Here is a 24,436-nt window from a genome sequence, read left to right as displayed (position 1 = left end):
GGCTTCAACCATTAGTCGAAGCCTTTTTTTGATATTAATTTTAATTTTTTTATTCAATAACCACTTTTTTTGGCTTAGGCTTTTCTTGTGGTTTAGCAGTTGTCGTGGCAGTTTGTTTTGCTACAGTTCCAGTGGAATTATTAGCTCCTGAATTTTGTGCAGGCGTTACAGCTTTAGGCTTTGGCGTATTAGACTCTACTGAAGCTGCGGGTTTTTGAACCTGAGGTTTCGGTGGCTCTACATTTGGCATTTCATTATATTGTATTGGTGCCAATGTCGTATCAATTTTTGGACGATACATTTCATTCAGCTGCTTGATTTTATTCTGTAATTCTGCAGGTGTTTTTTTACTCACCCAAAGATCAATCTGCATCCCCTGATCTCGTAGAGAACCAAATTCTGGATCTTGATAATAAACAATATCAGAATCGTCTTTTCCGCCATCTTCGTGTTCTACAATCCCAACTTCAAATAAAGCTTGCGCAATAATTTTCTTAGCTTCCTGAACTGTTCTCCCTACAACATTAGGGATACTGACATTTCTCAAAGGACCAGAACCTATGACCAAATCAACGGCTGAAAATCTAGGAATTTGAGTTCCTGGTTTCACACTTGTTCCGTTATATATAATTCTGAGCACAGCATCTCTTTGGATACTTGGTTCATAAAGTGTATCTCCGACTTTAAGACCAACAAGATTTAATTGATTAAAAGCTAAACCTTTATATCTATCAATAATATCTGGAATAGCCACTTTCGCCCAAGTTCTTGGATTCACTTTAAGTGTAATTACCCTCCCATTTTTAACGTTAGCTCCAGGATTTGGATTAACCGCTAAAACCTGAAAAGGACGGAATTTAGGATCATATTTGAAACTATCAACTTCATATTCCAAACCAGAATCATCCAAGATTTTAATAGCTTCGTGGACGGTCATATTCATTACATTCGGGACAGGAACTTCCTCTCCGTGATTGGTATGAAACTCCAGCCAACGGAACGTCAACCAAACCAGACCGGCGAAAAACGCCATTGCTAAAACGATATTAAGTAAAACTTTCCAATGGAAAAGTGATTTGAACATAATTATTCTTTTTCAGAAACGTAACGCAAATATAGATAATTAAATTGTATTACCCTTTGCTGAAAAAGCTTCATAAAAAGAAAATCGGTCATTTGGCATAAAAACCTTATTTTTGTACTTTGAAATATATATGGAGTCTATACAAGTTCACGACAAAAGTTTCGTACCATACCTGAAACACGATGAAATTCAGGAAATTATAAAAAAATTAGCCTTAAGAGTTTACGAAGATTACAAAGATGAAACGCCTATTTTTGTAGGTGTTCTGAACGGAGTAATTATGTTTTTTTCGGATTTTTTAAAATATTATCCTGGTAAATGTGAAATTGCTTTTTTACAGGTAAGTTCTTATTCTGGAACCCAATCTACAGGGATTGTTTATAAAAAAATGGAACTTACAAAAGAAGTTGTGGATCGTCACATCATCCTTATGGAAGACATCGTAGATACAGGAAATACGCTAGAAAACCTTTTTGAATATTTCAAAAACACGCAACGTCCTAAATCTTTGAAAGTAGCTTCTTTACTTTTGAAACCAGATGTTTTCAAAAAAGATTTTACAGTAGATTATGTTGCAAAAGAAATTCCTAACAAGTTTGTCTTAGGCTATGGATTAGATTATGATGAATTGGGAAGAAACCTACCAGATCTTTATCAATTAGAAGAAGGAAGAATCAATCATTAGTATTATACTGAAAGAAATAAATCAATAATAAATTTAAAGAAATTATGATCAATATTGTTCTCTTTGGTCCTCCGGGAAGTGGAAAAGGAACCCAGGCACAGCATCTTATCGAGAAATTTAATTTAAAACAAATTTCGACCGGAGATCTGTTCCGATATAATATGAAGAATGATACAGAGCTTGGAAAATTAGCCAAATCATATATTGACAAAGGAGAATTGGTTCCAGATCAAGTCACGATTGATATGCTAATTGATGAGTTGAGAAAACCGACACAGACCAATGGATTTATTTTTGACGGATTCCCCAGAACGGCTACTCAAACGGAAGCGTTGGAAACAATTGTGAAAGAAGAATTAGATTCTGAAATCAGCATTTGTCTTTCGCTTATTGTAGAAGATGAAGTTTTAGTAGAAAGACTTTTGAAGAGAGGAGAAACAAGCGGAAGAACAGATGATTCTAATGAAGACATCATCAGAAACAGAATCAAAGAATATTATACAAAAACTGCAGAAGTTGCAGAATTGTACAAAAATCAAGGCAAATACGTAGAAGTTAACGGAATTGGCGAAATCTCCGAAATCTCTGAGAAGTTATTTGCTGAAGTAGAAAAAATTAAGTAAAAGCAGGAAGATGGAAGTATGAAGCGGGAATTTTTCCATCTTCGGACTTCCATCTTCCATCAATAAAAACATTATGTCAAATTTCGTAGATTACGTGAAAATCCATTGTACAAGTGGTCACGGCGGTGCTGGATCGGCTCACCTTCGTAGAGAAAAATACATCCCGAAAGGTGGTCCAGATGGCGGTGATGGTGGTCGCGGTGGTCACGTAATAATGAAAGGAAACGCTCACGAATGGACTCTTTTACCTTTAAGATATACAAGGCACGTAAAAGCAGAACGTGGGCAGAATGGCCAAAAAAATCAATTGACAGGAGCTTACGGTGCAGATGTTTACATCAATGTGCCATTGGGTACTATTGCAAAAAATGAAGAGGGCGAAATCATAGGAGAAATCTTGGAAGATGGACAAGAAATCATCCTCATGGAAGGAGGAAAAGGAGGAAAAGGAAATGAGCATTTCAAGTCTTCTACCAACCAAACTCCCAGATATGCTCAACCAGGAATGGAAGGTCAGGAAGGTTATATCATTTTTGAATTGAAACTTTTGGCTGATGTTGGATTGGTAGGTTTCCCAAATGCAGGAAAATCCACTCTTTTGGCATCAGTTTCTGCTGCAAGACCTAAAATCGCAGATTATGCTTTTACAACCTTGACACCCAATCTTGGAATCGTGGAATGGAGAAATTATAAATCTTTCGTAATGGCTGATATTCCCGGAATTATAGAAGGCGCAGCAGAAGGAAAAGGACTTGGTCACAGATTTTTGAGACATATCGAAAGAAACTCGATTTTATTATTCTTAATTCCGGCTGATTCTGAAGATCATTTTCAGGAATTCAAAATTTTGGAAAATGAATTGAAGGAATATAATCCTGAACTGGTGGATAAAGATTTTATTTTATCTATTTCAAAATCAGATTTGTTGGATGATGAATTGAAGGCAGAAATCTCAGCAGAATTTCCTGAAAACAGACAGCCTTTATTTTTCTCTGGTGTAACTGGTGAAGGACTTCAGGCATTGAAAGATGCGATTTGGAAAAAATTACACGGATAAATATTTCGGAACAATTATTGAAAGCTGTTGAACAAAAAATTGACAATGAAATATTTGCTAAGTCTTTTGCTTCTAATTGGATTAATAGCCTGCAGTACTTCTCAAACTTCCAAATATTCTAAAATAGAGTACGAAGTTGGTCCTTGCTTCGGATTTTGTCCTATTTACAAGATAACTGTTGACACTGATAAAAATGCTGTTCTTGAGGCAGAACACTTTAATTTTTCTCAAGGAGAAGGTAAAGGTGATTTGGACAAACCAAGAGAAGGGACTTTCAAATCTAAAATCAGTTCCGCAAATTATGACAAATTGATTACTTTAACAGACGTGGCTAATGTAAAATCATTATCAGACAGTTACATTGATAAGAGAATTATGGATGCATCTAAAAGTAATCTCAGAGTTTATTTTTCAGATGGCAGCAAAAAAGATATAGCGATGACTGCTGGTGAAAAACCTAAAAATCTAACGGCACTTATCACTTTCATTGACGAATTGAAACAAAAACAAAACTGGCAAAAAGTTAATTAAATAACTTTATTTTAAATAAGTTAACTTTGCAAAACATAAATTCCTTCTGAATTGAAGGGATTTTTTTATTTACACTTAAAACATTTCATTTGAATTTCGAAGAATTAGGCTTGATTAAGCCAATATTAGACGCATTAAAAGCACAAGGATACGAACAACCTACACCCATTCAGGAAAAAGCAATCCCATCAATTTTACAAAAAAAAGATCTTTTGGGAAGCGCACAAACAGGAACGGGAAAAACAGCGGCATTTGCAATTCCAATATTACAGAACCTTTCTGAAAAAGAACAACATAGAAACCAAATCAAAGCTTTGATTCTAACGCCTACAAGAGAATTAGCCATTCAAATTGAGGAAAACTTCCAAGCTTATGGCAAACATCTGAAACTAAAATCTTTGGTAATTTTTGGTGGCGTAAAACAACACGCACAGGAACAACAGTTGAAAAGAGGTGTTGATATCTTGATTGCCACGCCGGGAAGATTGCTGGATTTCATTTCTCAAGGGATTATCAAACTTCATCATCTTCAGATTTTTGTTTTAGATGAGGCTGACAGGATGTTGGATATGGGTTTCGTACACGATGTGAAGAAAATCCTTAAAATAATTCCTGCCAAAAGACAAAACCTTTTCTTCTCTGCAACGATGCCGAAAGAGATTGCTAATTTGGCTTCCGAGATTTTGGTGAATCCTGTAAAAGTAGAAGTTGCTCCGGTTTCTTCTACCGCAGACACAATTCAGCAAAGTATTTATTTTGTGGAGAAAGATAACAAGACTGATCTTTTGGTTCATCTTTTGCAAGATCCGAAGCTGGATCAGGTTTTGGTATTTTCCAGAACCAAACATGGTGCAGATAAAATCGCCAGAAAACTGCATCAATCTAAAATTTCTGCAGAAGCGATACACGGAAATAAGTCTCAAAACGCAAGACAAAATGCGCTCAACAATTTCAAATCGAAGAAAACAAGAGTTTTGGTGGCTACAGATATTGCAGCAAGAGGAATTGATATCGATGAGCTGAAATATGTAGTAAATTACGAACTTTCCGATGTTTCAGAAACTTATGTTCACAGAATCGGAAGAACTGGTAGAGCCGGTTCAGAAGGAACCTCTTTTTCGTTTGTTGATGGATTGGATTTGGCAAATCTTAGAAGCACAGAAAAGTTGATTGGAAAAAAGATTCCTGTCGTAAAAGATCATCCTTATCATACTGATAATTTGGTTGAACAGAAAAGAGACAGTAATAACAAGCCTTTCACACCGAGACCAAAACCTCAGGCAAAAACCGAAATAGGTTTCAAGAAGCCTAAAAACAAAGGATTTTTTAGGAAGAAATAAAAAAGAAAACCGGAAGTAATTTCCGGTTTTTATATTTCAAATAGCTTCAAAGCGTTCTCTGTCGTGATTCTATCAATCTCTGTAAAATCAGTTTTGTAAATATCTACCAGTTTTCCTGCAACCAATTCTACATAAGCACTTTCATTTCGTTTTCCTCGGAAAGGAACGGGAGCCAGATAAGGAGAGTCTGTTTCTAAAACGATTTTATCTAATGGAATTTCATTGAGAAATTGGTCTATTCTTCCGTTTTTGAAGGTCACTACTCCACCGATTCCTAGAATAAATTGAAGGTCGATAGCGTGTTGCGCTTGTTCCAAATTTCCAGAAAAACAATGAAAAATCCCACGAAGTTTTGGATGTTTTTTTCTTTCCAGAACTTCAAAAGTTTCTTCGAAGCTTTCTCTTGTATGGATGACAATTGGTAAATCTCTTTCTATCGCCCAATCAATCTGTTGCTCAAAGGCTTTTACCTGAATATCTAAAGTCGATTTGTCCCAATACAAATCAATTCCGATTTCTCCAACTGCTACAAAATCTCTTTGATCAAGATAATTCTTGACTAACTGTAATTCATTTTCCCAAGATTCTGGTTGTACTGAACAAGGATGCAATCCCATCATCGAAAAGATTTTCTCAGGATATTCAGACTCTAATGAGAGCATTTTTTCGTGCGTTTCAGAATCAATTGCGGGAAGAAAGAATTTTTCTACGCCTTTATCCAAAGCCCGTTGAATCATTTCGTGACGGTCTTCATCAAACTGGTCGGAATATAAATGGGTGTGAGTGTCTATCATATTGTCTTGCGACTGGCAGTTGGCAAATAGCTAATAGCAATTAGCGAAAAGCGATTAGCCAAATATTTTATGTTTAACTTTTTTTTGTTGTTCAATCTTTTTCTGATTGATTTTATCCAAAAACTCCTGATATTTTGGATTTTTGTCGTCGTTGGTTTTGTGATTCAGAGCCGTTATGATTTTATTATTTTCATTGATGAAAATCTTAGTTTCATCAGAAAAATAAGCATTCCCAAATTTCTCCCAAATGTACTGAACAGCTTGAGAATTAGGATGAATCAAATCCTCTTTATAAAAACGATAATCTCGCAAATCATCCATCAAAATTTCGTAAACGGGTAGATAACTGCAATTTTCTTTTCCAGAAATAGATTCGTGAATTGCTGTAATCAACTTTGATTTACTCAATTGATTTTCTACAATTCCGTCTTTGGTATGACGAACCGGCGAAACTGTAAACAAAATCTGAACATTATCTTTACAAATGTCTTTCAGAATTTCAATCGTTTTATGGATAGAATCCGTAAGTTCCTGATGTGATAAAAATCGTTTTTCAAAAAACTTTTGTGGAATCTTATGACAATTCGCTACTAATCTGTTTTTCGGCAGAAATTCGTAAATATAAGAAGTTCCAAATGTGATAATCACAAAATTTGTGCTTTGCAAAAACTGATTGGCTTCTTCTATATTTTGATTAATTTTCTCCAAAGATTTGTGCGCATATCTGGAGTCAAACGACGAATGATGATCCAGACTGATGTAATTTTCATTAGCTAAAATCAAATCATTTTCCTGATATTCTTTCGCATCATAAATCTGTTGAACCGCTTGAAGAATAGAAAACGGATTGAAAATAGTCCCGAAAGGATTGTTAAGAGATTGAATTTGACCTTCAGAAAATTTCTCGTGCATTTCCGTCGCAAAACAAGAACCAATCGAAAATATACAATCTTCGATTCCTATTTTTTTCCCACTCTCATTAATCTCTACTTCTGTCCTGAATTTCATTTTATTGTTGTTAAACTGTGGATTTGTTGATTTGTAAAACCGCTTTTGATGTAGCATCGATTCGACAATTTCTCGATTTTACAGTTTTACATTTCTCTAGCTTTCTCTTCTCAACAAATAATTTGCTAATTCTCTGAATGGTAATTTACTTTCGTCTGGAAGATTGATTTTATCCAAATAAGATTGTCCAATTTCGTTATGCTTTTGAATCAATCTCAAAACTTTATCATCTACTTTTGTTCTTCTGAAGATTTTCTCAACACTGTAAACCTTGTCAACATTATCTGTTTTTTTAGAATACCAGTAATTCAGCTCAGATAATTCTTCTTCGTTGGCGTGTTGTAAAGCCAAAAGGTAAAGTATGGTTTTCTTATTTTCATAAATATCTCCAGCGTGTTTTTTCCCAAATTGTTCCTGATTTCCGAAAACATCCAAATAATCATCCATAATTTGGAACGCAATACCAATATGCTTCCCAAAGTTATAAAGTGCATCTGCATCTTCTTCTGACGCACCAGCAATCAATGCTCCGATTTGGAACGATGAAGCGCTTAAAACACCAGTTTTGAAGGTAATCATCTGGATATAATCTTCATAACTTACATCCGACCTGTTTTCAAAATTGATATCAAATTGTTGGCCTTCGCAAAGAACAGCTCCGGTTTCAGAAAATATTTTGATACATTTTTTGAATAATTCTGGCTCCAAATCTTCAAAAAACTGATAAGCTTTAATTAACAAAGCATCACCAGAAAGGATTCCAACATTGATTCCGTGTAAAGTATGAATCGTTGGTTTATTTCTTCTCAATGGCGCCTCATCCATAATATCATCATGAATCAAAGTAAAATTATGGAAGAATTCTATCGCTAAAGAAGGTTTTAAAGCTTTTTCCAAATCTCCTTTGAAAAGGTCACAAGCCATCAACAGCATTATCGGACGAAGTCTTTTTCCACCGTGAGAAATAATGTAATTCATTGGCTGATACAACTCATCCGGCTTGTTGGTGAAAGTATGTTTTTCGATAGCTTCCGCTACAACTTTTTGATACTGATCTAGAAATTCCATTTAAAAAACTTGTTTAATGCAAAAATACGATTTTTACAATTGTTTTACCAAGATTTTCGTTTCTTGTTTTTGTCTGTTTAGGATTAATTTAAAATAAAAAAGCTTCTCAAAATGAGAAGCTATAATATAATCAGTAAAGATTTGATTTTAAAAGAATAATGCTACAAGCAAATAAGTAAATCCTGCTACGATTGCACTAATCGGAATTGTAAGAATCCAAGCCCAAAGTAAGCTAACTGTCACTCCCCATCTTACTGCGGAAACTCTTTTTGTGAGCCCAACTCCAATGATTGAACCTGTAACGGTATGCGTTGTAGAAACCGGAATTCTCAATTGTTCTGTGATGAAAAGCGTGATTGCACCAGCTGTTTCTGCCGCTACACCCTCTAATGGAGTAACTTTCGTGATTCTGGTTCCCATTGTTTTAATGATCTTCCAACCACCACTCATTGTTCCCAATGCGATAGCCAAAAATGATACTACAGGTACCCAAAGATAATGATCTGCGAAGAAGTTGAAACGATCAGCTTCTGCAACATTCAAATACATTGGATCTTTCATCATATTCACATGGAAATAGATCATCGCTGCTCCAATAATTCCCATTACTTTCTGCGCATCATTGGTTCCGTGTCCAAGACTAAACAACGCTGATGAAACCAACTGTAACTTTTTGAAAACACGTTCCGCTTTATGTGGATTGGCTCTTTTACAGATATTTACAATGATTAGAGTAATGATAATTGAAATTACCATTCCAATAAATGGTGCCAAAAATATGAAAAGGAAAATCGGAATTACGACTTTATATTTTACAACATTTTGCGAGAAAAGCTGGACAAATGCCTGATTAGCTTTTTCGATAAAAGAATATTCTGGATGTGTGATTGCAATCAAATGATAGTCAGTAATCAAAGCGTGCATCAATGCTGCTCCGATAAATCCACCAATCAAAGTATGAGATGATGAGGACGGAATCCCGAACCACCAAGTCAATAAGTTCCAGGCGATTGCAGCAATTAATCCAGCAAAAATCACTTCTAATGTGATGAAGTTTTCATCCACCGTTTTTGCAATCGTATTACCAATTTTGAATTCGCCTACAACATAAGCAGCGATAAAAAATGCCGCAAAATTCCAAAATGCTGCCCAAAGAACAGCTTGAAAAGGCGTAAGTACTTTTGTAGAAACAATGGTTGCGATAGAATTGGCTGCATCGTGAAAACCATTGATATAATCAAATATCAGCGCTAATGCGATAATAATAATGAGTAGAATTGGAAAATCCATTCGTTTTTAATTTTTGGTCGCACGCTTATGCGTATTTGATAACTATGCTTTCCATTGTATTGGCAACATCTTCTGCTTTATCCGTAACAATTTCCAGATAATCAAGAATAGATTTTTGCTTGATAATCAACAATGCATCATTGGTTTCAAATAACTTCACAATAGCCTGACTTAGAACGTCGTCTGCAATATTCTCGTAAGAATTAATCTTGATACAAGATTCTCTTACTTCGTTTGGATTTTTGAAGTCTTTCAAATTTTCCAAAGCTTTTTTAATCTCAAGACAAGATTTGTGGATTAGAAGAGAAAACTCAGAGTAAACTTTGTTATCTGGGCTTTTGTATAGATAAATATATTTTGCAGAAGCGTATATATAATCTGCAATATCATCCAAACCAGAAGCCAAATAATTGATATCTTCTCTGTCAAATGGTGTGATGAAGTTTTCTCCTAATTGTACGAAGATCTCGTGTGTAAGATCGTCTAATTTGTGTTCGTAATCGCTCATTTGATTCAACAACGTTTCATCATTGATATCAAAATCCAGCAAACCGTCGTGGAATGTTTTTGACATTTCTACTAAGTTATCTGCGACCTTAAGAAACAAATCAAAAAAGATTTTATCTTTCGGTTGAAATGCTCTGAAAAGATTTCCTATTCCCATTATTTCGGATTAATTTCTGCAAATATGATAAAAAACAAAAGGTCATGAAAATTTTTATGTTAAATAATTATTAAGATTAGAAACAAGAAAAACCTGCTGATTAGCAGGTTTTTATAATTTATTTTCAGCGTTAAAATCAATATTCAAGCATTAATTTGCAACTTCAGCACGCATTTCTTTTCCCCGAAATTTCATACTAGTCAATCCATCTAAAACTTCATTCTTGTATGACTTCTCTATTTCGAAGAAACTGAACTTATCCAAAATCTCGATATTACCGATATCTGCTCTTTTTTTGGACTTAGAAGTAGCTTTGTTGATGATGTCCAACATATCCACTTTTTTCAGTTGGTCTCTCTTCCCAAGATTGAAGAAGAATCTTACCATATCTTCATTCTTTTTTCTTGGTTTTCCACCTCTGTCATTTCTATCGTTACGTTCTCTTCTTTCTCTTGGTTCTCCGTTTCTTTCGCGCTCTCTTCCTCTCTCTCTTCTGCTTCCTCTGTCATCTCCTCTACTATTAAGCTCTTGCTGTTGGATATCGTTTCTATCCTTATAATAAGTCGCAAGATCTTTCAATTGGAATTGCAATAATTGATGAACCAATTCTTCTTTGGTAAAGTTAGAAAGGTCTGGAATCAAACTATTATCAAATTCAAAGAAATCTTCGTGTTCTGTCAATAATTTTTCGAAAACACCGCCCACCTGAGCTTTGATGATATCTTTTCCAGTTGGGATTTTTTTCTCCTCGATATCGATTTTAGTTTCAGATTTGATTTGCTTCAATTTTCTGCTTTCTTCTGGTTTAATCAAAGCCATAGAAATTCCGTCTTTACCTGCACGTCCTGTTCTTCCACTTCTGTGAACAAAAACTTCCGGATCATCTGGTAAAGAGAAATGGATAACGTGCGTCAAAGAATCAACATCCAAACCTCTAGCTGCAACGTCTGTCGCAACCAAGATATCAATGTTCTTCAATCTGAATTTCTTCATCACTGTATCTCTCTGCGCCTGAGAAAGATCACCGTGAAGTGCATCTGCTGCGTAACCATTTTGCATCAAGAAATCTGCAACTTCCTGAGTTTCCATTCTTGTTCTACAAAAGATAATCGAATATTGATTTGGATTTGCATCAATCAATCGCTTCAAAGCTTCTTTTTTCTGTCTGTATCCAACCACATAATATTCGTGCTTGATGTTTTTCTTAACTGCATTGATGGATCCAACAGAAATTCTGTGAGGATTGGTCAAATAGTTTTTAGAAATACGTTCTACTTCTTTGTTCATCGTTGCAGAGAACAAGAAAGTTTGCTTAGTTTCAGGCGTTTCGCTAAGAATAGTTTCCAAATCATCTTTGAAACCCATTGATAACATTTCGTCTGCCTCATCCAAAACCACCCATTGTACTTCAGAAAAATCTAAAGCTTTTCTGCCAATCATATCGATCACACGACCCGGAGTTCCCACAATAATCTGAGGTTTGTCTCTCAAAGATCGGATTTGATCCATAATACTGCTACCACCATAAACTGCTGTAGTTTTGATGTTTTTTAGGTATTTCGTATAATTTTTGATGTCTTTGGTAATCTGAAGGCAAAGTTCACGAGTAGGGCAAAGCACCAATAATTGGATTTTACGACTATTGTCGTCTATCATATCCAAAATCGGAAGCGAAAATGCTGCTGTTTTACCTGTTCCTGTTGCCGCAAGTGCGATAAGATCGCGAGTATCTGTAGAGATAAAAGGAATAGTCTGTTTTTGGATTTCTGTCGGCTCTACGAAGCCGAGGTCGCCAATCGCCTGAAGAACTTCAGCGCTAAGATTGGATTCCGTAAATAAATTCATTTAAAGATCGTCTAATTTCCTGCAAAGATACGAATTTTATTTTTGCTAACAAAATGACTTCTTTTTTAACGATTCTTTATTAATGAAATTTAATATCGAAAATTGTATAATAAAAGTATTTAACATTCAGCAACATTCACAGCAACTGCCAATCCACCTTCGGAAGTTTCTTTATATTTTGAATTCATATCCAAAGCCGTTTCCCACATAGATTTGATGACGCTATCTAAGGAAACTTTAGCTTTTGTGGGGTCGCCATCCAAAGCTAATGAAGCTGCTGTAATCGCTTTCATTGCTCCCATAGAGTTTCGTTCTATACAAGGAATTTGAACAAGCCCACCAATTGGATCACAAGTTAATCCAAGATGATGTTCCATTGCTATTTCTGCTGCCATCAAGACTTGTCCAGGCGTTCCTCCAGAAATCTCCGTCAATCCTGCCGCTGCCATTGCTGATGAAACGCCAACTTCTGCCTGACAACCGCCCATTGCTGCAGATATTGTTGCATTTTTTTTGAATAAAGTTCCAATTTCTCCCGCAACCAAAAGAAATCTAATAATATCTTCTTCAGAATTAAACTCCGTAAAAGTCTGAGCGTACATCAAAACTGCCGGGATTACCCCACTTGCACCATTGGTTGGCGCAGTGATAATTCTTCCAAAAGATGCGTTTTCCTCATTCACAGCAAGAGCAAAGCAAGAAACCCACTTTGTCACAGAATTGAATGTTTTCTCCTGATTTTTAACCATTTCGAACCATTCATTTTTATTTTTGTAAATCTGAGTTCCTAGAAGTTTTTCATTCATTTCAGAAGCTCGTCTTGTAACGTTCAGTCCACCTGGCAAGATTCCTTTTTTGTTGATGCTTTTGTAAACGCAGTCTTTGATGTTATCCCAAATTTCAAGAGCTTTTTGACGTGTTTCTTCGTGCGTTCTCCAAGATTCTTCGTTTAGGAAAACTAAGTCGGAAATTTTATCAATCTTCAGTTTTTCACAATATTTCAGAATATCGCTGCCGTGATGACAAGGATAAAGCGTTCTCACACATCTGTCTTCCATAGAATTATCTTCTTTGGTTGCTACAAAGCCACCTCCAACTGAATAATAATCTTGACTAAATTCTTCTCCATTTTGGAAAATAACTTTGAAAATCATTCCGTTTGGATGGAAATCGAGAGATTTTTCTTTGTTAAGAATCAAATGATGACCATAAATATACGGCAACCAAACTTCTCCTCCAAGATGGATTTTTTGTTCTGATTTTATTTTTTCAATCTTTTCATCAATCGTATTGGTATCAATGGTTCTGAAATTTTCTCCGCTTAAACCAAGCATTCCTGCAATATCAGTTCCGTGACCAACGCCTGTTTTTGCAAGCGAGCCAAAGAATTCTACAAAAACTTCTTTGACATCTTGTAAAGAATGATTTCGTTTGACCAAATCCAGAAACATCTTTGCTGCGTTCCAAGGTCCCATTGTATGGGAAGATGAAGGCCCGATACCGATCTTTATGATGTCGAAAACACTGATTGATTCCATTAAATTGTAAAAAATTATCGGTTGTAAAAGTAATTGATTTTTACAAATTATCTAAATCTGAAATATTATTTTGTTAAATCCTGATATTGAGACCAATGTTGATTCTGGCGAAGCGCAGCCCGACTTATCTCATTTTCTTTATTTCCCTTTTTGAATCGATGAATCTCGTTCCTCGATTTGAGTGGAGCTCATTTTTTGCAGATTACTCCTTTTCTTTTTGAATTGTAAACTTCTGGCAAAAAATAGCGGGAACGGAAGGCGGATTAAGCTGCCCAAATAAAAATTCTACACAAAAATGGTCTTTAAAATCTCGGAAACTTCTTTCGATTTGGTAACTGGAAAAAGATGTGTGGCATTTTTAATCACGAAATCTGGTTCTGAATTTTTGAGTGGAAAAACAATGTCTTTGTCTGCCAAAATCTGAATAACATCCGGCAATTTATCGAATTTCCACTTGGTAATTTTATCCATAGACCATTTGAGATAATACGGGTCTTTTACTCGGAAATATTGGGTAAGTTTTGGATTTTTCGGGTCAAATAATTTTCTAAAAAATGAATAAAACAATGTTGTTTTTCCATTGAAAACTCTGAGTGGGATATATTTTACAGCATTAGTTTTTTGTCCTGCGAGAATCAGTTTTGATTTCTCCGCATCACATTTGATACTTCCTAGAATCACAATTTTTTTCGCCGGTTTTAGTTTGTGAATTTCTTGTACAATGATTCCTCCGAACGAATATCCCAATAAATAAAAATCTTCGGAATCATCTATAGATTCTGACATTCTTAAAACATAATCGAGGAAATCTTCATTGAGATTCGGAATAAGCCACGGAATGTGAACGATTTCTATTTCTGGATTGAAAGTCAATTTTTCCAGAACTTTCTCATCAGCCCCGAGTCCGCTTATGGTATATAGTTTCATTAACTTGATTTTTGAATGCAAAGTCCGCAAAGATTTTTTGAATTAATTGAAAACATTTTTAAGGTTCGCAAAGACGTAAAACTCAGCAATGACTTGAAATAACATTCAAATTTAAAAGAAAAAAAGAGCAGAAAAAATTCTGCTCTTGATATTTACTTAGTACTGTGGTAATTATTTTACGCTGATTTTCACTTTCAAATCAACATCGTCTTTTACCAAAACGTCTTGCATTGTAGATTTGTAAGCTACATCAAATTTTTGTCTGTCAAAAGAAAACTTATCAGATTCCAAAGTTACAACTCCATTTTTAGCAGTAATTTTCGCAGGGAAAGAAACCGGATTGGTTTTTCCTTTTACTGTAAGATTACCGTTTACAAGGAAATTATAATCTTTGTTAGAGTTTTTCTTTACAGAAGTGATTTTGTACGTTGCAGTTGGGAATTTTTCAACTTCGAAGAAATCACCATTTTTCAAGTGTCCATTCAATTTCCCTTGGTATTCTCCAGAAAGGTCTGTTGAATTGATAGTGGTCATATCCAAAACAAACTGTCCTCCTACTACAGAACCATTTTTAAGAACGAGATTCCCAGATTTTACATTCACAGTTCCATCGTGCGAAGATGCTTCTGTTTTTGCAATTTTATAACCCCACCAGTGTACGTCTGAACTTGTTAATTTTTTTGTTTGTCCAAAAGCTAATCCGCTTACCAATACAGCTAGTAATAATACCTTTTTCATTGTTTTAAATAATTTTAATGACGCAAATCTAATTAGAATCATTCAAAATTAAAATTGATGTATGATAAGTTTTTAAAAAATTAATGCCTCATTATAAAAAATGAGGCACTAATGTATCATAGTTTAATTCAATTAATCTTTTGCTTTCTAATGAAAGAAGCAAAAAATCATGTTATTTACCTAAAGGGATGTTGTAAGCAAAACCTACACCGATTGCTCCAGCATTATATTTTTGGTCGGCAATCTGTCCTTTGTCTCCAGTAAATGTTTTGTTGTACTGAACAAAAAAGTTCCAGTCACGATTGTGGTAACCAATTTCTGGTCTAATGTAAAAACCACCGTCTGGTCTGTCAACATTCACGTTACTTGCTACTTTATCATCTCCAACGATCAAGCCATAACCTAAGTCAGTTCCAAAATAGAACCCAGTTTGTTGTGGATAAAATCTGAAAAGTGCCGCAACCGGAACTACTCCCAAATCATTGTTTTCAACTTCTACACCATTTATAGTTTTATTCTTACCGAAGTAATGGTTATAACCTGTAGCGATACCTAAACCAAAACCAGGCGTCACCAAATATTGGTAAGATAAATCCACTCCTAAATTAGCTGCTGTATTACCACCTGTTGAAACACCTGCATTAAGACCAACTTTCAACATATTGGTCATATCAGAACTCTGTGCAGACATTAATCCTCCTGCCAAAATTCCTGCGCCTAATATTAACTGCTTTAAAGATTTCATATTCTTAAATTTTAAATTTTACAAGGTTCTTACTTGTAAATTCCGTGCCAAAGCGGATTTTTGTTTGACAATATTAACAATCTAGTTAACAACTTTCTAATTTTCAATTATTTAAAATCATAATTATTTATTAAAATTTATTCACAAAGCGATATTTTCATAATTTTTGATTTAACAATTCTTTTTTATTTGATTCTAAAACGATAAATCCTGATTTATGAGTAATTTCTTAAAAAATAAACATTTGGTTTTCAGAGCTGGTTTTGGCATTCATCACAACGATATCGAAAAATATAAAAACCTAAATCCAAAGAAATTATATCAAATACTTAAAAACACTTCGGATTATCAACCTTTGAAAACGGATGTTCCAGCGATAACACCAGAACAATATCAGGAAATGTCAAAAGCTACAGATAGAAAGCCAGTTAATCAATTCAATAAAAATTATAATATTTCTGTCCGAAAATCCTGGCATTCTCAAATGATAAATACGCCTTATCAGCTTCGGGAAAAAATGGCGCTTTTCTGGCACGGACATTTTGCAACAAGAATTCAGCAATCTTTATTTAATAAGGAGATTATAGAAATCTTCCGAAAAAATGCTTTGGGAAATTTTCGAGATCTGGTTTTTGAAGTTTCAAAATCGGCGGCGATGCTCAATTTTCTGAATAATCAGCAAAATAAAAAAGCCAAACCGAATGAAAATTTTGCCAGAGAACTGATGGAACTTTTCACTTTGGGAAGAGGAAATCTTTATACAGAAAAAGATATCAAAGAATCCGCTAGAGCCTTTACTGGTTGGAGTTATAATGGTTTAGGAGAATTTACCGATAACAAAAAACAACACGATTCTGGAGAAAAAGTATTTCTTGGAAAAACGGGTAATTTTGATGGAACTGATATCATTAATATGATTCTCGAAAAACCAGAATGCGCACATTTCATCACAGAAAAAATCTACAAATTCTTGGTTAATGAAAATCCTGATGAAAAAATAGTAAAATCATTGAGTGATAAATTTTACAAATCCAATTATGACATCACAACTTTGATGGACGAAATTTTCCTGTCAGATTGGTTTTATTCTGAAAAAAACATCGGTGCAAAAATAAAATCGCCAGTTGAATTAATCGTCGGAATCAGAAGAATAATGCCCATGGATTTGCAGAATCGCGATACGATTTACAACTTCGAAAAATTGCTTGGACAAGAACTTTTACAACCTCCAAATGTAGCAGGTTGGCCAAGCGGAACACTTTGGATAGACAGTTCTACGTTATTACTTAGAATGAAAATTCCTGCTGTAATGGCGGGTTACAAAACCCTAGATATAGAACCTAAATCTAATGATGATGTCAATATGGGAAAAGACGAGAAAAAAGTGGTTGTCAACAAAAAGCAAAACCCAATTACTATCCATTGGGAAGGCATCAGTAATATTTTGAATAAAGACCTTTTCAGTCTTCTATTAGCAAAACCAAATGAAAATCTACAGAAAATGATTACGGATTTCAATTCTGATAAAACTAAGAAACATCTGATGATAAGTATTATGTCAACGCCGGAATATCAACTTTGTTAAAATAAGCAGTTATGATTATTAATAGAAAAACATTCTTGAAAACAAGCAGTCTGGCTGCTGCTTCTTTTCTTTTCCCAAATTTTCTACAAGCTATAACTTTACCAGAAGCGATTTCTATGAATGGAAAAACGCTGATTATTCTACAATTATCTGGCGGCAATGATGGACTCAACACTATTATTCCTGTCAAAAATGATATTTATTATAAGTCAAGAAATCAGATTTCTATCAAGGAAGAAAATTCGCTTTTGTTGACAGATGAAGCTGGAATTAACCCTAATCTCAAATTCTTCAAAGAACTTTATGACAATGGAGAATTAGCTGTGATGAATAATGTTGGCTATCCGGATCCGAACAAATCGCACTTCCGAAGTATGGATATTTGGCAAACGGCGAGTGACAGCAATGAGTTCAAAAATTCTGGCTGGCTCGGGCGGTATTTGGATGAAGCGTGTCACGATTGTCAGAACCCGACTCAGGCAATAGAAGTTGATGATTTGTTAAGTCTAGCAATGAAAGGCGAAACGAAAAATGCCATCGCTTTCAAAGACCCAAAAAAATTGTTTGATAACAGTCAGGAAATGCTTTATAAAAAACTTAATGCAAACAATCACGACCACGAGCACGAATTGGCTTCATATCTTTACAATACACTTGGCAACGCCATCAACAATTCCGAATATATTTTTTCTGAAAGCAAAGCTAAACCAACAGACAAAGTTTATCCATCGACACAAATTGGGAAAGATTTTAAAACCATTGCATCACTCATCAAATCTGATATCAACACACAAGTTTATTATCTTTCCGTAGGAAGTTTTGACACGCATTCCAATCAAAATCAAAAACAAAATCAGTTGTTCAAAAATATCAATGATGCTGTGGAAATCTTTACAAAGGATATGAAGGATAATGGGAAATTCAATGATATTATGATAATGACTTTCTCTGAATTTGGACGGAGAGTTGCACAAAATGCTAGTAATGGAACAGACCACGGAACGGCCAACCAAATGTTTTTCATCAGCGGTGGACTAAAGAAAAAAGGATTGTTGAATCCACTTCCTGATTTGACCAATCTAAAAGACGGCGATTTGATTTACACAGAAGATTTCAGAAAAGTTTATGCGACAGTTCTCAAAAGATGGCTGAATACTAATGACCAAAAGATCCTCGGAAAAGATAATGTTTATTATGATTTTATTTAATTAAACTTGTTCACAGATCCCAATATTATTTTAAACGCAAAGTCCGCAAAGGTTTTTATTGTTTATTGAAAATATTTTCAAGAGCGCAAAGGCGTTTCACTCAGCAAAAATTTTAAAATTCAAATCCGACTAATTATCAAATTCAGATGGTTTATAGTTTACATCAATAATCGATTTTGATGAAAACTTCAATTTATATTGTGCGCAATATAATTTTACACCATACATTTGTACCATCAAATAATAATTAAAACATCAACAAAATGAAAACATTGTACAGCATTGGCGCTACAGCCAAAGGAGGAAGAAACGGAAACGTGAAAAGCGATAACGGAATCTTAGATTTAGAAGTGAGAATGCCAAAAGGTCTTGGTGGAGCAAATGATGATTTTGCAAATCCTGAAATGCTTTTTGCTGCAGGATATGCAGCTTGTTTTGACAGCGCATTGAACCTGGTTATCAAACAAAGCAAAATCGAAACTGGCGAAACAACCGTAACTGCAAAAGTCGGAATTGGTCAAATCGAGAATGGCGGATTTGGTCTGGAAGCAGAATTGCACGCTAATATTCCAGGAGTTTCTTTGGAACAAGCTCAGGAATTGATTGAGAAAGCACATCAAATCTGTCCTTATTCTAATGCTACAAGAGGAAATATCGAAGTTAAGTTGACTGTGAGCAACGACTAAATTTTGTTTTCCCAACCCGAAAAGGTGCTAAATTATTTATCTTTGAATAGTGGAGCTCAATCAAAAACTCAGTATGGAAGATTTATTAAAATTAGACAAACAACTTTGCTTTTCTGTTTATGTTTTACATCGCGAAATCATGCAGTGTTATCGTCCGATTCTTAAAAATATTGGGTTGACTTATCCACAATACATCACGATGATGACGCTTTGGGAAAAAGATGATGTGACGGTGAATCAAGTTGGGGAAATTCTACAATTGGACAACGGCACTTTGACACCACTTTTGAAAAGATTAGAATCAAAAGGTTATCTGGAACGAAAACGAAGTAAGGAAGATGAGCGTGTTGTTAAAATTCATTTAACAGAAAAAGGTGCAAAACTCAAAGAAAAAGCCACTTGTATCCCGATTGAATTAGCAAAAGCAATGAATCTCAATCTCGAAGAAATGGAGCAATTGAAAACATTATCCGATAAGGTTGTTCAGAAAATTAATCAATAAAAAAAGAGCTATTCAGAAACGAATAGCTCTTTTTGTTATTTTCACCACAAAAGTCACAAAAGGAAAGTTTGCTTAAAAGAGCAAATAAGTGAAATGCTCATAATTAATACTTTCTAAAACTTTTGAATCACTTTAAAAATTAAAAATCTTTTGTAACTTTTGTGGTTTAACTAATCATTTTTGAATTGAATTAATACTCAAATAAAACGCTTCCCCAAGTAAAACCACTTCCGAAGGCTGACATACAAACCAAATCGCCACGTTTCATTCTACCTTCCTGAATCGCTTCACTCAAAGCAATTGGAATAGAAGCAGCCGTTGTATTGCCATATTTTTGGATATTCACAAATACTTTTTCGTCTGGTAATTTTAACAATTGCTGAACATATTGCGCAATTCTGATATTCGCTTGATGAGGAATTAATAAATCTAAATCTTCAATCGTTTTTCCTGCTTTCTCCAAAGCTTCTAAAATAGTTTCTGGAAATCTTGTTACAGCGTGTTTGAAAACGAAGTTCCCATTCATTACCGGATAGATATCTTCTGCTGTTAAAGAATCTGGATTTTTAAGAAGATTGTCGCTCCAACCTAACTTAGTTCCAGGGAATTTAACAGCTAATTCTTCCGCATATTTGCCTTCAGAATGCATATTAACAGAAAGGATTCCCTTAGCATTTTCATCTTGACTTGCAGATAAAACCACTGCGCCTGCTCCATCGCCGAAAATCACGGAAACGCCACGTCCAGCATCAGAAAAATCTAATCCGAAAGAATGAATTTCGGCTCCAACAACCAAAACGTTTTTGTACAATCCTGATTTGATAAACGCATCAGCAACGCTCATTGCATAAACAAAACCAGAACACTGGTTTCGAACATCTAAAGCTCCAATCGTATCACAACCTAGCATTTCTTGTAACAACACGCCGGAACCCGGAAAATAATAATCCGGAGACAATGTTGCGAATACAATATAATCTATGTCTTTTGCAGTAAGGTTTGCATTTTTGAGTGCGATTTCTGAAGCTTTCAATCCATAAAAAGAGGTTGTTTCTTCAGAATCTACACGGTTTTTTCGATGTCTTCTTTCTTTGATGCCTGTTCTCTCGGTAATCCACTCATCGTTGGTGGTCATTAGTTTAGAAAGGTCGTCGTTGGTCACTATATTTTCCGGAACGTAATGTCCGACTCCTGATATTACACTTTTAAACATTGGTGTGTTTTAGAAATTTTGGCAAATGTAAATATTTTATTTATTACATAGATTTTTTATTGATTGTTAAAATTTATCTCTTTCATACCGGTTTAAATTATTTTGGTTTAATGATAAAACCTCTAAATTATGACTAATGTTGAGTATGGCGAAGCTGCAGCCCGACTTGAACGGAGCTCTTTTTCTTTTTTAGCAAAAAAAGAAAAAAGCGGGAGTGGAAGGCGGATTAAGCTGCCCAAATATTTTTGAACCATTGATAGTCTTGAAATAAGTTATATTTTAATTAGTTTTGTTCTATGCCGATAGAACAGAAATATAAAACTGCCAACTGGGAATGGATAGACGTAACTGCGCCTACTGAAGAGGATTTGCAGTTTTTGCACGAGCGTTACCACATCAATTATCTCCTGCTGGAGGATACGATAGACCCGAACCACCTTCCGAAATATGAAGAAGTGGATCAGGTGAAGTTTTTTCTGACCCGCGAATCTACGGATTTGGAAAAGCGGACGCTGAACAACATCAGTGATATCAGCAGTAAACTAGGGATTTTCTTACTTCCAAAATTAATTATCACAACGCACAGAGCGAAAAGCAAAAGCATCAATGAAGTTTTTGAGGAACTGAAAAAAGGTCATCCCGAGAATATTTCGCGTGACCATTTGGCGCTTCGATTGGCTTTGAAAATTATAAAAACCTTTGATGACGAGAGCAACACTTTGCTTGAGGTGATGGATAGTATGGAAAATGAAATCTTCCTGAAAACGACCAATCACACAAACCAAATCAGAAGACTGTATAAACTTAAAAGAAAATCTGGGCTTAATACGAGAATCTTAAACATCTCTGGAGAATGGATCACTAAATTCAAAACTTTGGATTTGCAGGAAGTAGAAGTTATGGATTTACTCGATAAACAAAAGGATGTAATTGCGGATTTTGACCACGTGAATGCACAAACCGTCAACCTCATCTCTATGTTTTTGGCACTTTCTGACCAGAAAGCGAATCAGGTAATGAAGCTTTTGGCTATCTATTCGGTTTACTTTTTACCGATTACTTTCATTGCCGGAATCTACGGAATGAACTTCGATAATATGCCGGAATTACATCATAAAAAAGGCTATTATTTCACTCTAGGGCTAATGGCTTTGATTGTAATTTGTACCTTTATCTATATGCGAAGAAAAAAGTGGCAAGGCTAGATGAGTAAAGAATTGCTGACATTTTACAACGTCGAAAATTTTTATCCGCCTGACCAAGATTCTGCAGAATCCTATCATTCCGGTTTATACAATTGGGATGATTACAAATACAATCTGAAAGTCAGAAAAATCTCAAATGTTTTTCGTTTTATCGAGGAAGATTTTGGACAATCACCCTCTCTTATTGGTTTGGCTGAGATCGGCGCTAAGTCTGTTCTGGAAGATTTGACTCGAGAAAATTCTCATATTAATGATTATGAAATCATTTATGAACCTTCTCAAGATTCTCGTAATCTAAGTGTGTCTTTGCTTTTTGATAAAGAGAAATTCACGTTACTGAAATATCAAACTTTACAGTTCCAATTGGATGAAGAGAAAGAATTTGAAACACGTGATATTTTACAGGCGGAGTTTTTATTTATGGAGAAAAAGCTTCATATTTTTGTTTTGCATCTTCCTTCCAAAAGAAATCAGGATGCTAAAAAAGAAAAGCGAAATTTCATTATTCAAAAGTTAAAAGAAACTCTTCAGGAAGTGCTTGATAAGGGAGAAGCGGTTATTATAATGGGAGACTTCAATGAAAATCCGGATAATGAAACTTTACAAGATCTACTTTTTGATAAAAATGGCGAAAAAGTTCTGAGTAATCCTTTTGAAAAATTATATAATCAAAACCAATTTTCGACCTACCACGGAAAAAAAGGTGTTTGTTTTGACCAAATTTTATTCACTGAAAAAACTCTAAGGGAAAGTTTTAATTTTAAAAAAATTAAAGCTGAAATTTATAATTCTCCAAGACTGAAAAACAAAGACAACAAAAACAATAATTATCCTTCCAGAACGTATTCTGGATCAAGATATATGAGTGGTTACAGCGACCATTTCCCTGTTCTTTTACGACTATTGTAGAATCTGTAGCCATGTGCTTTTATCATTTCAAAAAATGAAAAGGCACAATATATGCTTATATCTCATTAATCACACTAAAAAATAAAATTATGAGAAGTCTATTATGGTTAGTTGCAGTTATCTGCATCATCGTATGGTTACTAGGAATGTTGGGCGTTGTCCCAGGAATGAATACCGGATATCTGGTTCACGTACTATTGGTAATCGCTGTTATTGTGGTATTATTCAATATCATTTCAGGTAGAAAGCCTTTGGATTAAGATCTTCTACCTTCAAATAAAACATAACACCAGTCTGCTATTTGCTCGCTGGTGTTTTTTATATATTTAAGGCACAGAATCATTTTCATTTTTTGAGATAATCAGCGTTGTGAATTGCTTTCATTTTTGAGTATCTTTGAGATATAACACAACATCCACTTGAATAATAATTGATGCAGCTCCGTTGTGAATTGCTTTCATTTTTGAGTATCTTTGAGATATAACACAACTCTTGCACCGTGTACAACGTCACTGCGTTCGTTGTGAATTGCTTTCATTTTTGAGTATCTTTGAGATATAACACAACTTTTCATCAACTTTAATGACAAGGGCTAAGGTTGTGAATTGCTTTCATTTTTGAGTATCTTTGAGATATAACACAACTCTCTGACAATATTAGTTTTAATATGTTCCGTTGTGAATTGCTTTCATTTTTGAGTATCTTTGAGATATAACACAACGGAAATTACTTTATGCTTGTGGGGGATGCTGTTGTGAATTGCTTTCATTTTTGAGTATCTTTGAGATATAACACAACTGGTTTAGGCTTAAAAGCGGAAAAACCTAAGTTGTGAATTGCTTTCATTTTTGAGTATCTTTGAGATATAACACAACTTATGATTCAGAGATCTCTGCAGTAAAAGCGTTGTGAATTGCTTTCATTTTTGAGTATCTTTGAGATATAACACAACTAATACCCGCTTTTGGTGGTGTAAACAATTGTTGTGAATTGCTTTCATTTTTGAGTATCTTTGAGATATAACACAACAAGATGACTACACAGAAGATGATTACGTCAGTTGTGAATTGCTTTCATTTTTGAGTATCTTTGAGATATAACACAACTTACCGCTTTACTTTTCTTTAGAATTGTAAGTTGTGAATTGCTTTCATTTTTGAGTATCTTTGAGATATAACACAACATCCTGCT

24 protein-coding genes and 1 CRISPR repeat array are annotated in these 24,436 nt (G+C 34.7%); of the genes, 12 read left to right on the top strand and 12 right to left on the bottom strand.

Features of this window, described 5'->3' with window-relative positions; translation table 11 throughout:
* Positions 1 to 49 precede the first annotated feature (49 nt).
* On the bottom strand, positions 50 to 1,084 hold the full coding sequence (locus V7P73_RS04075) for a PASTA domain-containing protein (protein WP_333851681.1): 1,035 nt from the start codon (positions 1,082 to 1,084) through the stop codon (positions 50 to 52).
* Between the two features lie 130 nt (positions 1,085 to 1,214).
* On the opposite strand from V7P73_RS04075, the gene V7P73_RS04070 reads away from it, so the two are divergent.
* From V7P73_RS04070 to V7P73_RS04050, 5 genes are all read left to right on the top strand, one after another.
* A complete protein-coding gene (locus V7P73_RS04070; RefSeq protein ID WP_333851680.1) occupies positions 1,215 to 1,769 on the top strand; it encodes a phosphoribosyltransferase in 555 nt (184 codons plus the stop codon).
* A gap of 44 nt (positions 1,770 to 1,813) precedes the next feature.
* On the top strand, positions 1,814 to 2,392 hold the full coding sequence (locus V7P73_RS04065) for an adenylate kinase (protein ID WP_333851679.1): 579 nt from the start codon (positions 1,814 to 1,816) through the stop codon (positions 2,390 to 2,392).
* A gap of 73 nt (positions 2,393 to 2,465) precedes the next feature.
* Complete coding sequence (gene obgE, locus V7P73_RS04060; protein WP_333851678.1) at positions 2,466 to 3,449, top strand: GTPase ObgE; 984 nt, start codon at positions 2,466 to 2,468, stop codon at positions 3,447 to 3,449.
* Positions 3,450 to 3,494: 45 nt separating this feature from the next.
* Positions 3,495 to 3,980 (top strand): DUF6438 domain-containing protein, encoded by a 486-nt coding sequence (locus V7P73_RS04055; RefSeq protein ID WP_333851677.1) that lies wholly within the window; start codon positions 3,495 to 3,497, stop codon positions 3,978 to 3,980.
* Between the two features lie 89 nt (positions 3,981 to 4,069).
* Positions 4,070 to 5,320: a DEAD/DEAH box helicase gene (locus V7P73_RS04050; protein ID WP_333851676.1), complete on the top strand. Its 1,251-nt coding sequence runs from the start codon at positions 4,070 to 4,072 to the stop codon at positions 5,318 to 5,320.
* 29 nt (positions 5,321 to 5,349) lie between these two features.
* Here the strand turns inward: V7P73_RS04050 and V7P73_RS04045 are convergent, their stop codons facing one another.
* The 10 genes from V7P73_RS04045 to V7P73_RS04000 all read right to left on the bottom strand — a co-directional run bounded on the left by V7P73_RS04045 (position 5,350) and on the right by V7P73_RS04000 (position 15,937).
* The gene (locus V7P73_RS04045; RefSeq protein WP_333851675.1) at positions 5,350 to 6,114 is read right to left on the bottom strand and encodes a TatD family hydrolase; all 765 of its coding nucleotides are present in this window, start codon (positions 6,112 to 6,114) and stop codon (positions 5,350 to 5,352) included.
* A 54-nt stretch (positions 6,115 to 6,168) separates the two neighbouring features.
* A complete protein-coding gene (locus V7P73_RS04040; protein WP_333851674.1) occupies positions 6,169 to 7,122 on the bottom strand; it encodes a GSCFA domain-containing protein in 954 nt (317 codons plus the stop codon).
* 96 nt (positions 7,123 to 7,218) lie between these two features.
* Positions 7,219 to 8,190 carry a polyprenyl synthetase family protein gene (locus V7P73_RS04035; RefSeq protein WP_312419268.1) on the bottom strand — a complete coding sequence of 324 codons (972 nt, stop codon included), beginning with the start codon at positions 8,188 to 8,190 and terminating at the stop codon, positions 7,219 to 7,221.
* Positions 8,191 to 8,337: 147 nt separating this feature from the next.
* Complete coding sequence (locus V7P73_RS04030) at positions 8,338 to 9,480, bottom strand: inorganic phosphate transporter (RefSeq protein WP_333851673.1); 1,143 nt, start codon at positions 9,478 to 9,480, stop codon at positions 8,338 to 8,340.
* Between the two features lie 25 nt (positions 9,481 to 9,505).
* Entirely contained in the window at positions 9,506 to 10,144 is a 639-nt protein-coding gene (locus V7P73_RS04025) for a DUF47 domain-containing protein (protein ID WP_089767592.1), read from the bottom strand.
* Between the two features lie 150 nt (positions 10,145 to 10,294).
* Positions 10,295 to 11,989 (bottom strand): DEAD/DEAH box helicase, encoded by a 1,695-nt coding sequence (locus V7P73_RS04020; RefSeq protein ID WP_333851672.1) that lies wholly within the window; start codon positions 11,987 to 11,989, stop codon positions 10,295 to 10,297.
* 119 nt (positions 11,990 to 12,108) lie between these two features.
* Positions 12,109 to 13,527 (bottom strand): L-serine ammonia-lyase, encoded by a 1,419-nt coding sequence (locus tag V7P73_RS04015; protein ID WP_333851671.1) that lies wholly within the window; start codon positions 13,525 to 13,527, stop codon positions 12,109 to 12,111.
* Between the two features lie 285 nt (positions 13,528 to 13,812).
* Positions 13,813 to 14,454 carry an alpha/beta hydrolase gene (locus tag V7P73_RS04010; RefSeq protein WP_333851670.1) on the bottom strand — a complete coding sequence of 214 codons (642 nt, stop codon included), beginning with the start codon at positions 14,452 to 14,454 and terminating at the stop codon, positions 13,813 to 13,815.
* Between the two features lie 171 nt (positions 14,455 to 14,625).
* Positions 14,626 to 15,192 (bottom strand): YceI family protein, encoded by a 567-nt coding sequence (locus V7P73_RS04005; protein ID WP_333851669.1) that lies wholly within the window; start codon positions 15,190 to 15,192, stop codon positions 14,626 to 14,628.
* Between the two features lie 172 nt (positions 15,193 to 15,364).
* The gene (locus tag V7P73_RS04000; protein ID WP_333851668.1) at positions 15,365 to 15,937 is read right to left on the bottom strand and encodes a hypothetical protein; all 573 of its coding nucleotides are present in this window, start codon (positions 15,935 to 15,937) and stop codon (positions 15,365 to 15,367) included.
* A gap of 217 nt (positions 15,938 to 16,154) precedes the next feature.
* Between V7P73_RS04000 and V7P73_RS03995 the strand changes: the two genes are divergently transcribed.
* The 4 genes from V7P73_RS03995 (at position 16,155) to V7P73_RS03980 (ending at position 19,918) form a co-directional block, all read left to right on the top strand.
* A complete protein-coding gene (locus V7P73_RS03995; protein ID WP_333851667.1) occupies positions 16,155 to 17,522 on the top strand; it encodes a DUF1800 domain-containing protein in 1,368 nt (455 codons plus the stop codon).
* An 11-nt stretch (positions 17,523 to 17,533) separates the two neighbouring features.
* Positions 17,534 to 18,730 (top strand): DUF1501 domain-containing protein, encoded by a 1,197-nt coding sequence (locus V7P73_RS03990; protein WP_333851666.1) that lies wholly within the window; start codon positions 17,534 to 17,536, stop codon positions 18,728 to 18,730.
* Between the two features lie 263 nt (positions 18,731 to 18,993).
* Positions 18,994 to 19,416: an organic hydroperoxide resistance protein gene (locus tag V7P73_RS03985; protein WP_124803315.1), complete on the top strand. Its 423-nt coding sequence runs from the start codon at positions 18,994 to 18,996 to the stop codon at positions 19,414 to 19,416.
* 73 nt (positions 19,417 to 19,489) lie between these two features.
* The gene (locus V7P73_RS03980; RefSeq protein WP_333851665.1) at positions 19,490 to 19,918 is read left to right on the top strand and encodes a MarR family winged helix-turn-helix transcriptional regulator; all 429 of its coding nucleotides are present in this window, start codon (positions 19,490 to 19,492) and stop codon (positions 19,916 to 19,918) included.
* Positions 19,919 to 20,108: 190 nt separating this feature from the next.
* Here the strand turns inward: V7P73_RS03980 and V7P73_RS03975 are convergent, their stop codons facing one another.
* On the bottom strand, positions 20,109 to 21,131 hold the full coding sequence (locus tag V7P73_RS03975; RefSeq protein ID WP_333851664.1) for a 3-oxoacyl-ACP synthase III family protein: 1,023 nt from the start codon (positions 21,129 to 21,131) through the stop codon (positions 20,109 to 20,111).
* A gap of 296 nt (positions 21,132 to 21,427) precedes the next feature.
* On the opposite strand from V7P73_RS03975, the gene V7P73_RS03970 reads away from it, so the two are divergent.
* The 3 genes from V7P73_RS03970 (at position 21,428) to V7P73_RS03960 (ending at position 23,505) form a co-directional block, all read left to right on the top strand.
* The gene (locus V7P73_RS03970; protein ID WP_333851663.1) at positions 21,428 to 22,336 is read left to right on the top strand and encodes a magnesium transporter CorA family protein; all 909 of its coding nucleotides are present in this window, start codon (positions 21,428 to 21,430) and stop codon (positions 22,334 to 22,336) included.
* Positions 22,337 to 23,245 (top strand): endonuclease/exonuclease/phosphatase family protein, encoded by a 909-nt coding sequence (locus V7P73_RS03965; protein ID WP_333851662.1) that lies wholly within the window; start codon positions 22,337 to 22,339, stop codon positions 23,243 to 23,245.
* 89 nt (positions 23,246 to 23,334) lie between these two features.
* Positions 23,335 to 23,505 (top strand): lmo0937 family membrane protein, encoded by a 171-nt coding sequence (locus tag V7P73_RS03960; protein WP_333851661.1) that lies wholly within the window; start codon positions 23,335 to 23,337, stop codon positions 23,503 to 23,505.
* Positions 23,506 to 23,611: 106 nt separating this feature from the next.
* A CRISPR array of direct repeats spans positions 23,612 to 24,428; the repeat unit is 47 nt; unit sequence GTTGTGAATTGCTTTCATTTTTGAGTATCTTTGAGATATAACACAAC.
* Positions 24,429 to 24,436: the final 8 nt, after the last annotated feature.

It is taken from the genome of Epilithonimonas sp. (assembly GCF_036780765.1).
Classification (GTDB): domain Bacteria; phylum Bacteroidota; class Bacteroidia; order Flavobacteriales; family Weeksellaceae; genus Epilithonimonas.
Note: the sequence above shows the minus strand (reverse complement) of the source record. Positions and strands in the feature narration are given on the sequence as shown.